13 protein-coding genes are annotated in these 14,102 nt (G+C 54.3%); 9 read left to right on the top strand and 4 right to left on the bottom strand.

The window, feature by feature from the left end; genetic code table 11:
• Positions 1–37 precede the first annotated feature (37 nt).
• The 3 genes from bamE to nadK all read right to left on the bottom strand — a co-directional run bounded on the left by bamE (position 38) and on the right by nadK (position 3,179).
• Positions 38–373, bottom strand: a complete 336-nt coding sequence (gene bamE, locus J5067_RS10900) for an outer membrane protein assembly factor BamE (RefSeq protein ID WP_264625736.1) — start codon at positions 371–373, stop codon at positions 38–40.
• A gap of 178 nt (positions 374–551) precedes the next feature.
• Positions 552–2,213: a DNA repair protein RecN gene (gene recN / locus J5067_RS10895; RefSeq protein WP_264651116.1), complete on the bottom strand. Its 1,662-nt coding sequence runs from the start codon at positions 2,211–2,213 to the stop codon at positions 552–554.
• A gap of 87 nt (positions 2,214–2,300) precedes the next feature.
• Positions 2,301–3,179 carry an NAD(+) kinase gene (gene nadK, locus J5067_RS10890; protein ID WP_264644215.1) on the bottom strand — a complete coding sequence of 293 codons (879 nt, stop codon included), beginning with the start codon at positions 3,177–3,179 and terminating at the stop codon, positions 2,301–2,303.
• A gap of 138 nt (positions 3,180–3,317) precedes the next feature.
• Between nadK and grpE the strand changes: the two genes are divergently transcribed.
• The 9 genes from grpE to nudK all read left to right on the top strand — a co-directional run bounded on the left by grpE (position 3,318) and on the right by nudK (position 12,582).
• Positions 3,318–3,905, top strand: coding sequence for a nucleotide exchange factor GrpE (gene grpE, locus J5067_RS10885; RefSeq protein ID WP_264644216.1), 588 nt, complete (start codon positions 3,318–3,320; stop codon positions 3,903–3,905).
• Between the two features lie 229 nt (positions 3,906–4,134).
• Positions 4,135–5,373, top strand: coding sequence for an Nramp family divalent metal transporter (locus tag J5067_RS10880; RefSeq protein ID WP_264651115.1), 1,239 nt, complete (start codon positions 4,135–4,137; stop codon positions 5,371–5,373).
• A 161-nt stretch (positions 5,374–5,534) separates the two neighbouring features.
• Positions 5,535–6,689: an iron-containing alcohol dehydrogenase gene (locus J5067_RS10875; RefSeq protein ID WP_264651114.1), complete on the top strand. Its 1,155-nt coding sequence runs from the start codon at positions 5,535–5,537 to the stop codon at positions 6,687–6,689.
• 181 nt (positions 6,690–6,870) lie between these two features.
• Complete coding sequence (locus J5067_RS10870) at positions 6,871–7,887, top strand: 2-dehydro-3-deoxygalactonokinase (protein WP_264651113.1); 1,017 nt, start codon at positions 6,871–6,873, stop codon at positions 7,885–7,887.
• 14 nt (positions 7,888–7,901) lie between these two features.
• A complete protein-coding gene (locus tag J5067_RS10865) occupies positions 7,902–8,894 on the top strand; it encodes a 2-dehydro-3-deoxygalactonokinase (RefSeq protein ID WP_264644220.1) in 993 nt (330 codons plus the stop codon).
• Positions 8,895–8,970: 76 nt separating this feature from the next.
• Positions 8,971–10,278, top strand: a complete 1,308-nt coding sequence (locus tag J5067_RS10860) for an MFS transporter (RefSeq protein WP_264644221.1) — start codon at positions 8,971–8,973, stop codon at positions 10,276–10,278.
• 85 nt (positions 10,279–10,363) lie between these two features.
• On the top strand, positions 10,364–11,032 hold the full coding sequence (locus J5067_RS10855; RefSeq protein WP_264644222.1) for a bifunctional 4-hydroxy-2-oxoglutarate aldolase/2-dehydro-3-deoxy-phosphogluconate aldolase: 669 nt from the start codon (positions 10,364–10,366) through the stop codon (positions 11,030–11,032).
• Between the two features lie 135 nt (positions 11,033–11,167).
• Positions 11,168–11,965 carry an IclR family transcriptional regulator gene (locus J5067_RS10850; protein WP_264644223.1) on the top strand — a complete coding sequence of 266 codons (798 nt, stop codon included), beginning with the start codon at positions 11,168–11,170 and terminating at the stop codon, positions 11,963–11,965.
• Between the two features lie 38 nt (positions 11,966–12,003).
• Positions 12,004–12,582, top strand: coding sequence for a GDP-mannose pyrophosphatase NudK (gene nudK, locus J5067_RS10845; RefSeq protein WP_264644224.1), 579 nt, complete (start codon positions 12,004–12,006; stop codon positions 12,580–12,582).
• A gap of 41 nt (positions 12,583–12,623) precedes the next feature.
• On the opposite strand, the gene tkt is transcribed toward nudK, so the two are convergent.
• A partial coding sequence (gene tkt / locus J5067_RS10840) for a transketolase (protein ID WP_264651112.1) occupies positions 12,624–14,102 on the bottom strand: 1,479 nt, incomplete at its 5' end.

The following is a 14,102-nucleotide window of genomic DNA, read 5'->3' as shown; positions in this document are numbered from 1 at the left end:
GTGCCTTATTATGCGTGTTCTGATCCCCGTACCACTATCAATTCAGCGTCGGTTGATTTTTCACGTTGGTCAAAATGCCATCCTGGCTGAAGGTCAGCGTCAGCGTTTGCTGTTTTACCGCCTCATGCCCGGGTTGCTGGCGGAAAACGTAGAACCAGGTGTCACTGCCAAAGGGGTCTTGCATCATCGGCGTACCCAACGTATAGGCAACCTGTTGCTTGGTCATGCCAGTGTGGATTTTTGCTACATCAGCCGGTGCCAGATAGTTCCCTTGGTTGATATCTGGACGATAAACCAGTCTTTCCAGCGTAGAACAACCGGCGGTCAGCATAACAACCATCGCGGCGATGACGGTCAGCGTTTTACAGCGCATAGTAAATACATTCCTTAAGGGCATAGGTTGCCGATGATAATAGACCTTGCCTGTCTTGAAAACCGGCAAGGCGCTTGTATGACCACCGGAATGCAAAAAAGTTGATTATTTTTGTCTTAACGCCAACGGTAACAACGGTAAAACCCACTCAGCCATCAACATCAGCCATGGCTTGCTGTTAGGCGGCCAGTAACTCTTTGGCGTTCGCTAATGTGTTTTTGGTGACTGCACTGCCACCCAACAAACGGGCCAGCTCTTGCAACCGTGCGCGTTTGTCCAGCGGCTGCATCAGCGTTTCGGTGGCGGCACCGTCGGTGTGTTTGCTGACAAAGAAGTGTTGATGTCCGCATCCGGCAACTTGCGGTAAGTGGGTCACACACATCACCTGGGTGGATGTGCCGAGTTGGCGCAGCATTTTGCCAACAATCGCGGCGGTCGGGCCGCTGATACCCACATCCACTTCGTCGAAAATCAGCGCTGGGGTGTCCATTTTACGTGCTGTAATCACCTGAATGATCAGAGCGATACGGGAGAGTTCGCCGCCGGAGGCGATCTTCGCCAGCGCCTGATGCGGTTGCCCGGGGTTCGTGGTAACCAGAAAGGCGATGCTGTCGGCGCCATAGGCTGTCAGGCGTTCCGGTGAGAACTCCACTTCAATGGAGAAGTGGCCGTGTGGCATGGCGAGTTCATGCATTTGTGCCGTGATCAACTGAGACAGTTCATGTGCATGGTGCTGACGGCGGGTATGTAACTGTTCCGCAGCGTGAAGCGCCTGTTGGTGATATTCGCTGACGGCCAGACTGAGCGTAGCGTGGTTGCTCTCTTGTTCTGCCAGTTGCTGCTGTTCATCCAGCAGTTGCTGGTAGAATGCGGGCAGGTTTTCAGGGGTGATATGGTGTTTACGCGCCAGTGCCATCTGGCGTGACAAGCGCTGTTCCAGCTCATAGAGTCGGGTAGGATCAAGATCCGTTTGTTCGCTGTAGTGGCGCAACTCATCGCTGGCTTCGCTGATTTGAATGCTGGCTTCTTCCAGCATAGTTAGCACGCTGCCCAATTTTTCATCCATGGCAACAAGTTCACCGAGCTGGTGCTTTGCGCTGTGGAGCATGCTCATGATGTTCTGATCGTCATTTTCGCTGAGCAGTTGCAGTGTATGCTGGCTGAGCGACAGCAGTTGGCCGCTGTTAGCCAGCCGTTTGTATTCGATGTCAATGTGCTCGTATTCGCCGGGCTGTGGGGCAAATTCTTTCAGCTCCTTGAGCTGGTATTGCAACAGTTCACGGCGCGCTTCACGTTCGATATTCGCTTGTTGTAACTGTGCCAGATCGCGACAGCTTTGGTGCCACTGTTGCCAGATTTGTTGCATGGCAGTAAGCAGTTGCGGCTCGTCGGCATAGGCATCCAGCAGATGACGTTGGTGTTCAGGTTTAAGCAGCAACTGATGGGCGTGCTGCCCGTGCAGTTGAATCAGGTGCTGGCCCAATTCACGCAACTGAGATAACGGCACGGCGGTGCCATTGATAAAACCACGTGAGCGCCCGTCAGCACTGATCACTCGGCGCAGCAGGCACTCGTTGCTGTCATCCAGTTGGTTTTGCTCCAACCAGGCTCGCGCCGCAGGGGTATCGCTGAGGGCGAACCGGGCACAGATATCGGCGCGCTGTGCGCCAGGGCGCACCATGCTGGCGTCAGAGCGGTTGCCCAGACACAGGCCCAGTGCGTCAATCGCGATGGATTTGCCTGCGCCGGTTTCGCCGGTGATAACGCTCATACCTGATTGAAAATCAATTTCTAACTCACGCACGATAGCGAAATGACTGATAGTGAGTTGCGCCAGCATGAACCACCTTCCTGTATGTAACAACAGACTGTAATTACATACAGTATAATGCCGTTTTTTAACCAGTAAAGTGGTCCGCGCAAAATTTTAGAATAATTTTTTCGACCACCCTAGTTTGGTGCTTAACGTATTAAAATAGCTGTAATTTTCTGGGTGTATCAAATTTAGTGAGTATTGGCTGCGGGTAATCAGCACCTCTTCGCCTTCCTGTACCGGCAGGGTTATCTGGCTATCGCAGCTCAACTCCAGATCGTTGGTGATATGAGAAAACTTCAGGCGGATGGTGCTGCTGCTGTTTATCACCAGTGGCCGTGCTGAAAGCGTATGGGGAAACATTGGCACCAGCGCGATGGCATCCAGTGTCGGCGTCAGAATGGGGCCGCCACCGGAAAGCGAGTAAGCGGTGGAACCGGTGGGCGTTGAGATAATCAGGCCGTCCGAGCGTTGGGAAAAGGCGAAGCGATCGTCGATATAGACTTCGAATTCAATCATATGGGCGACTTTACCGGGGTGTAGCACCACCTCGTTGATCGCCGTGCTGGTGCTGTCGGGCTGATTGCGACGGCATACGTGCGCTTCCAGCATAAAACGCCGTTCGCTCAGGTAGCGTCCTTCCAGCACCTCGGTAAGCTGCTGTTGCGCCTGATCGGGATCGAGATCGGTCAGGAAGCCGAGATTTCCCCGGTTGACGCCAATAACATCAATGTCATAGCGAGAGAGCACGCGGGCGGCACCTAACATGTTGCCGTCGCCACCCACCACCACGGCCAGATCGGCTTGCATACCGATCTCTGCCAGGCTGCCGGTCAGCGCGTCGGGCAGGTTGAGTTCGTGGGCGATATGCTGCTCCAGCATGACCTGGTAGCCCTTGCTGTGCAGCCAGTGATACAACATCTCATGCGTCGCCAGTGCCGTGGGGTGGCGCGGGTGGCCCACAATGCCAATGCAATTGAACTGTTTAGTCATCGTTATGCTTTTCCTTACCCAGTGCCGCCCGGTATCACGAAATCTGTCGGTATATGTGACTGCTTCTCTTGAATCCCCGGTTTTGATCCCCATAATAAGCGAACAAGCGAGATGAATGCTAAAACCGCGGAGAATTTCATGAGTAGTAAAGAACAGAAGTCGCCTGACGAGCAAGTCGTAGATCAAATGGAAGCGGCACAGGGGCAACATGCGGAAGTGGAACCTGCAATGACAGACGTCGCCGACCCGCGTGATGAACGTATTGCCGAACTGGAAGCGCAACTGAGCGAACTACAGCAGCGTGAGCGCGATACCGTGCTGCGCGCGCGTGCCGAAACGGACAATATCCGCCGTCGCGCTGAAATGGACGTGGAAAAAGCGCACAAATTTGCGCTGGAAAAATTTGCGGGTGAAATGCTGCCGGTAATTGATAACCTCGAGCGTTCGCTGGATGCTGCCGATCGCAGCAATGAGTCCCTTGCCTCGTTGATTGAGGGTGTGGAACTGACGCTGAAATCGTTGCTGGATGCGGTGCGCAAATTTGGTATCGAGGTGGTGGGTGACGTGAACGTACCGTTTAACCCGGAAGTGCACCAGGCCATGACCATGCTGGAATCGGCCGACCATGCGCCCAATTCCGTAATGATGGTAATGCAAAAAGGTTACACCCTGAACGGCCGCTTGCTGCGTCCTGCGATGGTCGCTGTTTCCAAAGCGAAGGGCTGATTTCCCTGAGCGACCCGCGCGTGCCCTGAAGGCAGGCGTAACAAATTGAAATCAATAAAAACCCCAAGTGACTTTACCTTGGGGTTTTTTGTTTATATTTTGTTAACAATATGGCTGTGATCACATTTTTAGCTATCGCAGCAATCCGTTTTACCACTCCAAATGCACTTGATAATCATTATCATTCATGACAGAGTGAATCATTATAGAGGTAATAAAGGGTCATCGTATGCCGGGGAGCCGAGTGATAGAGACGGCCAGCCGCACATCAAGGAAGCTTAAGCTTTCCCTGATGGGGCCAGCATTTATAGCGGCGATCGGCTATATCGATCCGGGTAACTTCGCCACCAATATTCAATCGGGGGCGGCCTACGGCTACCAATTGCTGTGGGTGGTGGTATGGGCCAACCTGATGGCGATGTTGATCCAACTGCTTTCCGCCAAGCTTGGGATTGCCACCGGGAAAAATCTGGCAGAGCACATTCGCGATCGTTTCCCTCGCCCTGCGGTGTGGGCCTATTGGGTGCAGGCGGAGATTATCGCCATGGCAACCGATTTGGCTGAATTTATCGGTGCTGCCATCGGCTTTAAATTGCTGTTGGGGGTTTCACTGCTTGAGGGCGCAATCCTCACGGGCATTGCAACCTTCCTGATTTTGGCGCTGCAACAGCGCGGTCAAAAGCCGCTGGAGATGATTATCGGCGGGCTGCTGCTGTTTGTCGCTGCCGCGTATATCGTCGAGCTGATCTTCTCTCGTCCTGAAATGGCCTCGTTGGTGCGCGGAATGGCTGTGCCGCAGTTGCCCACTTCGGATGCGGTGCTGCTGGCCGCTGGGGTATTGGGGGCCACCATTATGCCCCACGTGATTTACCTGCACTCTTCATTGACCCAGCAGGGCGAGGCCCACACCCGTGCCGAGCGCTACGCCGCCACCAAAATCGACGTGGCAGTGGCGATGACCATTGCCGGATTCGTCAATCTGGCAATGATGGCTACCGCGGCGGCGGCGTTCCATTTTAGCGGCAATCAGGATATCGCCGATCTGGAGCGCGCTTATCTCACCCTCGATCCGTTGTTAGGGCGATCGGCGGCGACCATTTTTGGCTTAAGCCTGGTGGCTGCGGGGCTCTCTTCGACCGTCGTGGGGACGCTGGCTGGTCAAGTGGTGATGCAAGGGTTTATCCGTTTCCATATTCCACTGTGGGTGCGGCGCACGGTCACCATGCTGCCCTCGTTTATTGTGATCATGTCCGGCATGGAACCTACTCGCGTGCTGGTGCTGAGCCAGGTGCTGCTCAGTTTCGGCATTGCGCTGGCGCTGGTGCCGTTGTTAGCCTTTACCGGAAATCGGGCGTTGATGGGAGGTATGGTCAACGGTCGTTGGGTACAGAATGCCGGTAATGTGATTGTTTTTATTGTTATTTCTCTTAATGCGTATCTGCTGATCAGCACATTTTTCCTAAGCTGACGCAACATAATATTTCTCACGGCTAACGGATTGTCGTCACAATAAATGTGATGGCAGTCCATTTTTTTTATCAAAAGGCTGGCGCTCATTTTTCCTCCTCTCTATTATCTGGATCATTAATACGAACAGTGTTCGCATATGCGAACAATAAGAGGTGAGAGATGCCAGCTTTTGATTACAGTAATCCCGTCAAATTTCATTTTGGATTAGGACGACACAAGCAAGTGGGCGACATTGCCCGTCCTTACGGTAAAAAGGCACTGCTGGTGGCGTCAGACAGTTCCAAACCTACCGGGCAGTTGCAGGCGGTGAAGCAGTCGCTGACGGAAGCGGGCGTCGCGTTTGCGGTTTACGATCGCTTTATGCAGAACCCGCTGTCCACGCTGGTGGCTGAAGGGGCGCAGGTCGCTGTCGATGAAGGATGCGATCTGGTGATCGGTCTGGGCGGCGGCAGCGCGATGGACATGGCGAAAGGAATCGCTTTCTCTGCGGTCAATGAAGGTAGCATCTGGGATTACGTGTTTGGTCGTAAAGTCGGCACCCGCGCGTTGCCGATCATCCTCATCCCAACGACCGCAGGCACCGGCAGTGAAGCTAACCGCACCGCGGTATTCACCAACCCGGAAACCAACGACAAGAAAGGCTTGGTGAATCCGCTCATCTACCCGAAGGCGGCCATTATCGATCCTGAATTGATGCTGACTCTGCCAAAACGCGTGATCGCCGGGCCGGGAGCCGACGTGCTGTTCCATGCTCTTGAATCCTTCATTTCCAAGAATGCCACGCCGTTCAGTGAAATGCTGTCCCTGCGTGCGATTGAGCTGATTGCGCAGAACCTGCCGCTGGTCTATGACGATGTCACCAACGTCGCCGCCTGGGAGAATGTCACGCTGGCCAGCTCCCTGGCAGGCATGGCAATTGACTGTGCGGGCACCACGCTGCCGCACGCGTTGCAGCACCCGATGGGCGGTCTGCTGGACGTGGTGCACGCGGAAGGTATCGCGGCCATTTACAAACCCTTTATGGAATATACCTGGCCTGCGGCACCGGAGAAATTTGCCGCTATCGCCAAAGCCATGGGGGTAGATACGCGCGGCATGAGTCAGGAGCAGGCAGCGGAAAGCAGCGTGGCAGCGGTTCATCAATTCCTGACCGGCATTAATATGGTGCCTACCCTGACGCAATTGGGCGTTAAAGAAGAGCACTTCGATTGGTTGATTAATAATGTATTAACCACCATGAAAGTCGTGCTGTCGAATAATCCACGCGTACCAGACGGAGAAAAGATTCGAGAAATTTATCAGGGCTGCTTGTAATTCTGTCTGCGTTATCCACCAGGGATAAACGCTTATTTATCGGGTGCGAGTTGTCATTAATAACGACCCGCGCCAGATAAGAAAAAGCTATTCCACCTGACGAGATTTTTTCGTCAGAGGACTTCTGTACCCTATTTTTGATGCCCGTTATAAATGTTATGACAATAAGAGGCTAACGATTATGTTTGTGGTTATTGATTGTGGTTCTACCAATACCCGCCTTTATCTGATCAACGATCAGGCGGTAATCAGTAAAAATGAAATTCCTGTCGGGGTAAACAGCACGGCAGCGACCGGTAACAATACGGCCTTGAAAGAGGGCATTGCGGCCGGTTTCCAACAGCTGCTGGCGCAAGAAAGCCTGACGCTCAACGATGTGCGCTTTGCCATCGCTTCAGGGATGATCACCTCTAACCTGGGGCTGGTGGAGATCCCGCACCTGACTGCACCGGTCAATATCGACGATCTTGCCACCTTTGCCCGCCAATATCGCGACCCGGCTATTTTCCCGGTTGATATTCCAGTGGTGTTCATTCCCGGTATTAAAAATGCGCCAGGCAAAGGGGGATGGGAAGGGATCGCATCGCTGGATTTAATGCGTGGTGAAGAAACGCAGGCGATTGGTGTGCTGAGCCGCTATCAGCCCGCGTTGCCGTGCACCATCATTGAGTTGGGATCAACCACCAAGCTGATTCACATTGATGCGCAAGGAAGACTGGCTGGCAGCATGACGTCGCTGAGCGGTCAGGTGTATGCCGCTGTCCTGAAAGAAACTTTCATCGGCTCCAGCGTTAAAAGCGCTGAGCCCCAACCTGACTGCTTCTCTGAGCAGATTGCCGATGCAGCCTACCGCAGCGTCCAGCAGAGCGGGCTGTTGCGCACCATCCTGCTGACCCGTTTTATTCAATTCTCACTGGATACCCAACCGGCGGAGCGCAAGCTGTTCTGCGAAGCGGCGATGGCGGCTGATGACATGAAACTGTTTGCCGATGCCCAGCAGCAAGGGTTTGACCTGAACGGTGAGGTGATTTTTGTCGGCAACGCGCAGCGCTGCCATATCTACCAGCACATGATGAAAAACGTGCTCGGTCTGACGCGCCCTGCGACGCTTATCACCGCGCGGGACGAGATTGACCGGCTGGTGGTGGAAGGCGCGGGCTATATCGCCGCTCGCGTTGAACTGGGGCAACAGGGCTGAGGCAGGAGAGAAAAATGTATTCCGTTACCATCGATACCGGCACCACCAACACGCGCGTTTTTGTCTGGCAGGACAATCGCATTATTGCTGAAGCCAGCCAGGCGGTTGGCGTGCGTGACACGGCCATCACCGGCAGTAAAGAAACCCTGACGCGGGGCGTGCAGGCTGCGGTTCAGGCCGCGCTGGCACAGGCAGCATTACCGCCGGACGCTAAAGTGACCTACCTGTCTGCCGGCATGATCACCTCCAATGTTGGCCTGTGTGAGATCCCACACGTTGTGGCACCCGCTGGCATTAACGAATTGGCGGCGGGCATGGTGCAACAGGTCATTCCCGAGGTGAGCGATCAGCCGATTTGGTTTGTTCCCGGCATCCGTAACAACGATGGCGCGGTTGCGCCGGAAAACGTCGAAAAAATGGATGTGATGCGCGGAGAGGAAGTGGAAACCATTGGGGCCATTGCCGCGCTGGACATTCGCGGCCCGGCGCTGATTATCCAACCGGGTTCCCACTCCAAATTCATTAAAGTCGATGCGGATAATCGCATTGAAGGCTGCGTAACCACCATTGCCGGTGAGTTACTGGACGTGATTACTCAGCGCACCATTCTGGCCAGCTCGCTAAAACACCAGTTCGCCAATGAAGTAGAAGCGCAGTATCTGCTGCAAGGTGCGCATGATTGTGCCGCCGTCGGTCTGGCACGCAGCTGCTTCTCGGTACGCATTCTCGATATGTTCGCTTCACTGAGTGATAACCAAAAGGCGAACTATTTGCTCGGTGCGGTATTACAAACGGATATTCTCGCGATCAAAAACAGCAAAGCGCTGAATATCTCCCCGGATGCCACATTAGTGATTTGCGGCAAGAAAATATTAAAGAACGCCTTTGAAATATTAATTAAGGATGATGCCTTTTTTACCGGTGACGTGGTGGTGATTGATGATAATCAGCCGTCGCTGTCTGGCTTAGGTGCATTGGAAATTGCCCGGGTCAGGAAAATTATTTAACGAACATTCCGCCTGTTAGCAGGCAGAAGAATGTCATTACCTCTTACCCTACAGGTATTATTATAGGAATATCACGATGAGTACTCTGGTTAATACCGACGCCGCGAGTAAAAAAATCGGCAAGAAACGGTGGTTTGTCGTTTTCTTGTTATTAATTGGCGGCGTTATCAATTATCTCGACCGCGCGGCATTATCCATTGCCGCACCCGACATGATGAAAGATCTGCATTTGACCAATACCGATATTGGCTTGATGGGATCGGTGTTTGCGCTGATTTACGCCATGTGCCAGCTGCCTTCCGGCTGGCTGGTCGATAAATTTGGGCCGAAGAAAGTTTACAGCTGGGCCATCGGCCTGTGGAGCGGTGCCACCATGCTGACCGGTGCCTGTAGCAACCTGACGACGCTACTGTTTGCGCGCGGTATTTTGGGTATCACCGAAGCGCCATGCTGGCCGGGTGCGGCGAAAATTACCGCCTCCTGGTTCCCGAAAAAGGAACGTGCGCTGGCAACGGGCTTCTGGGATGCGGCATCCAAATGGGGCCCGGCCATCGCTCCTCCGATTCTGGTTGCCATCATTGTACCGTTCGGCTGGCGTGCCCTGTTCTTTATCGCCGGTGGTATTGGTCTGATCTTCCTGGTGTTTTTCATCTTCGCTTACCATCAGCCGGAAAAACATCCGACGCTGAGCAAAGAAGAACTTGATTACATTAAAGAAGGTGGCGGCGGTACCGCCGAGAAACTGGGCAACAGCGAAGTCACCATTAGCTGGGGCGGGTTGTTCAAGTACAAATGCGTGTGGGGCATGATTCTGGGCTGGTTCTGCTATGTGTGGATGATGAACATTTTCACCACCTTCCTGCCGCTCTATTTGATGAAAACCCAGAACATCGAACTCAAAGCGTTGGGCATCTACGCCAGTATCCCTTACTTCGGCGGTATCGTCGGGGCCATTGGTGGCGGGTATCTTTCCAAATGGTTGATGGACAGGGAAATTTTCAGTGATTCACTGGTTGCTAAACGCGTCACCATCAGTATCTCCGCGCTGCTGGCAGGCGTTGCAGTCGTGGCTATTCCGTTCGCCACCAGCCTGACCGGTACGCTGGCCCTGTTGGTGATTGCTATGGCGCTGCTCTCGGCACTTTCTGCAACCGGCTGGGCATTACCGGGTGATGTCGCTCCGGCATCCATGGTGGCTTCCGTGGGCAGTATCCAGAATTTCGGCGGTTACTTCGCCGGTTCACTCTCACCGTTGGTGACCGGCATGATCGCCGATGCCACCGGTTCTTACACCATGGCGTTCGTCAGCGGCGGCATTATCGCTGGCTGTGCCGCCCTGTGCTACTGGTTCATCGTCAGAAAACCGATCGTCGCTAACGCATGATCGCAGTGAAGGCGGCCTCGCGCCGCCTTTTTCGCCGTTTGTTGCAGTCGATTTAATAGTTAATTAAAGGGTTATGAGGTTATCAATGATTAAGCACCGAGTGATTCACGCCATAGAAGAAACGGGCATTATCGCGATTGTCAGAGGGACAAAACCCGAGGAGGTGATCCCCGTGGCACGCGCGCTCTACGATGGCGGCGTGCGCGTGTTGGAAGTGACCTGCAACACGTCAGGTTATCTGCGCAGTATTGAAGCGCTCTCGACGGAATTGGGCGACAAAATGTGGATCGGTGCGGGCACCGTGATCAATCCGGTGATGGCGCAGTTGGTGATGGATGCGGGCGCTACTTTTGTGCTGGCACCGGATTTTAATCCACAGGTGGTCAGCATGGTGCATGAAAAGCAGAAGCTGATGATCCCGGCCGTCGCCACGCCGTCGGAAATATTGCAGGCGTGCCGCATGGGCGTCGATTTGTTGAAGCTGTTCCCTGCCAACGGCCTGGGCGTCAACTATCTGAAAGAGTTGCAGGGACCGCTTAACAATCTCTCAATCATTCCTGTTGGTGGCGTGACGCTGAATAATGTCGCAGACTTTGCACAAGCGGGCGCATTTGCCGTTGGGGTGGGCAGCGAGCTGATCAATAAAACGTTAGTGGCCGAGCAGGCGTGGCAACAGTTAACCGAGCTGGCACAGACTTTTATTACGCGTTTCCACGAAAATAAAAAGCCAGACGACGTTTGTTACCCTCTCTGATTGACTATCATCTTCCGATAACGGCTGCCTGCTGCACTATCAACGCGGGTTGCCCTTATCGGCACTTTTATTTTTTCTTACCACTATGGTTATCTTGTATAATCCCGCGCAAGCGAATGCATGGGGATGGATGGCGTGGAAAAAATCAATCGCTCGGTGGCCAGAGCGCTGGATATGCTGGAATTGGTGGCAGGGACACGGGATGAGTTAACCATAACGGAAATCAGTACTCAGTTAGGCATACCGAAAAGTACCACCTTCGATATTATTTATACGCTGGTGGATAAAGGCTACCTTGAAATCGCCAATCCCCGTGTCAAATCTTTCCGTCTGGGGCTTAAACTGTTCCAGACCGGTGCGGTTTATCTCGATCAAACGCCGTTTCACGAAGCCGCACGCTCGGTGCTGGAAGAGTTGGCTGCCAGCGCGCAGGAAACCTCGTTTCTGGCGATGGAGAACGACGGCATGCTGGTGTATCTGGATAAAGTGGAGAGTGCTGCATCAGTGCGTACCTCTGCGCGCATTGGTTCCAATAACCCGCTTTATTGTACCGGCCTTGGCAAGGCGCTGCTGGCGACCATGCCGGATGAACAGATCAAAGCCATTCTCGATAAAACCGGCGGTTTGCAGCCGATTACCCCCTTCACCGTGACGGATGAAGCGCGTTTTTTCGGCGTGCTGAACGAAGCACGCCAGCGCGGCTACGTGATTGACGATCGTGAACATAACGCGGAAGTGTTTTGTGTCGCAGCACCTATTTATAACGCACGGGGTAAAGTGCAAGCGGCGCTGAGTATTGCCAGCTTGTTTTCCAAAGTAAAAGATAACCCTGAGCGTATTGCTGAGCTGGGTTCGCTGATCTCAACGGCGGCGCTGACGTTATCGCGTCGTATCGGTTTTCGCGGTGAACATCTGTATCAGGAGTTTCGTTAAGTCAGCCGCGTGGTTTTCGCGCGTGATGGAGTGTTGTGATGTCGTCTCCCATAAAGCTCATTGAAAAGAAACTGCTGTCCGATAACTGGTATGTGCTGCACAACTACACGTTCGATCTGCAACGTAAACGCGGCGGGGTGGTGCGACAGCGGCGCGAAGTTTATGACAAAGGCGATGGTGCCACCATTCTGCTTTATAACCGCGATAACAAGACGGTAGTGCTGACGCGCCAATTTCGTATGCCAACTTACCTCAACGGCAACGAGAGCGGCATGCTGTTGGAAACCTGTGCTGGCCTGCTGGATGCGTTATCGCCGGAAGAATGCATCCGTAAAGAAGTGATGGAAGAGACTGGCTACCTGATCGAGCAGGTTGAAAAACTGTTTGAAGCCTACATGTCGCCCGGTAGTGTCACAGAAAAGGTGCATTTTTTTGCTGCAGAATACCAAGATTCCCAACGTCTGGCGCGCGGAGGCGGCGTGGAAGATGAAGATATTGAGGTTATCGAACTGCCGTTTACTGACGCGCTGGCGATGATCAACGACGGGCGTATCTGCGATGGGAAAACCATCATGCTGCTGCACTATGCGCAGCTACAGGGATGGTGTGCAGCGTAAAAAGAGGAAGGGGCGTTTCTGAGGCGCCCCGATTGTTGAAGTCAGCCTTGGCGTAACAGCGAACGCGCCACATCCACCACGTTATCCACCGTAAAGCCAAACACCTCGAACAGTTTTTCCGCCGGAGCCGATTCGCCAAAGCTGGTCATGCCCACAATCGCGCCGTTCAGGCCGACATACTTATACCAGTAGTCTGCGATGCCCGCTTCGATCGCCACGCGGGCGCTCACCGCTTTCGGCAGCACTGCTTCACGGTAGGCCGCATCCTGCTTGTCGAACGCATCGGTAGACGGCATGGAGACCACGCGTACCTTGTGGCCCTGCGCGCTCAGCACGTCGTAGGCCGCTACCGCCAGCTCCACTTCTGAACCGGTGGCAATCAGGATCAGGTCCGGCTGACCGTCACTGTCTTTCAACACGTAAGCGCCTTTCGCCACGTCCGCCAGTTGCTGCGCGGTGCGTGTCTGCTGCGCCAGGTTTTGACGCGACAGGATCAGCGCCGTCGGGCCATCCTTGCGTTCGATGGCGTATTTCCATGCCACCGCGGTTTCTACCTGATCCGCCGGACGCCAGGTGCTCATGTTTGGCGTCACGCGCAGGCTCGCCATTTGCTCTACAGGCTGGTGCGTCGGGCCGTCTTCACCCAGACCGATGGAGTCATGGGTGTAAACGTAGATGCTGCGGATTTTCATCAGCGCGGCCATGCGCACCGCGTTACGGGCATATTCCACAAACATCAGGAAGGTCGCGGTATACGGCAGGAAGCCGCCGTACAGCGCCAGACCGTTGGCGATGGCGGTCATGCCGAACTCACGCACCCCGTAGTGGATGTAGTTGCCCGCCGGGTCTTTATCCAGTGAGACCGAGCCGGACCAGATGGTCAGGTTGCTCGGTGCCAGGTCGGCAGAGCCACCGAGGAATTCCGGCAGCAGCTTGCCGTAGGCTTCCAGTGCGTTCTGCGAGGCTTTGCGGCTGGCAATTTTCGCCGGGTTGGCCTGCAAATCGTCAATGAATTTCTGGGCATCGGCCTGCCAGTTGGCCGGCAGGTCACCGACGGTACGGCGTTTGAATTCGGCAGCCAGTTCCGGATAGGCTTTGGCATAGGCGGCAAACGCCTCGCTCCAGGCGCTCTCTTTTTGCGTGCCCGCGGCTTTGGCATCCCAGGCAGTATAGATATCGGCTGGAATGTCAAACGGCGGGTATTTCCAGCCCAGCTGTTCGCGTGAAGCGGCCACTTCGGCGTCGCCCAGCGGTGCACCGTGGGAGTCGTGGGTACCGGCCTTGTTCGGTGAACCGAAACCAATCACGGTTTTGCACATCAGCAGCGACGGTTTGTCCGTCACGGCGCGCGCCTGTTCGATAGCGCGGGTGATGGCATCGGCGTCATGACCGTCGACGCCACGCACCACGTGCCAGCCGTAGGCTTCAAAGCGTGCTGCGGTGTCATCGGTAAACCAGCCTTCCACGTGACCGTCAATCGAGATGCCGTTGTCATCATAGAATGCCACCAGCTTGCCCAG

Source organism: Candidatus Symbiopectobacterium sp. NZEC151, assembly GCF_025962655.1.
GTDB lineage: Bacteria > Pseudomonadota > Gammaproteobacteria > Enterobacterales > Enterobacteriaceae > Symbiopectobacterium.
The sequence above is the reverse complement of the archived record's forward strand: the minus strand, read 5'-3'. Positions and strand labels throughout refer to the sequence as shown.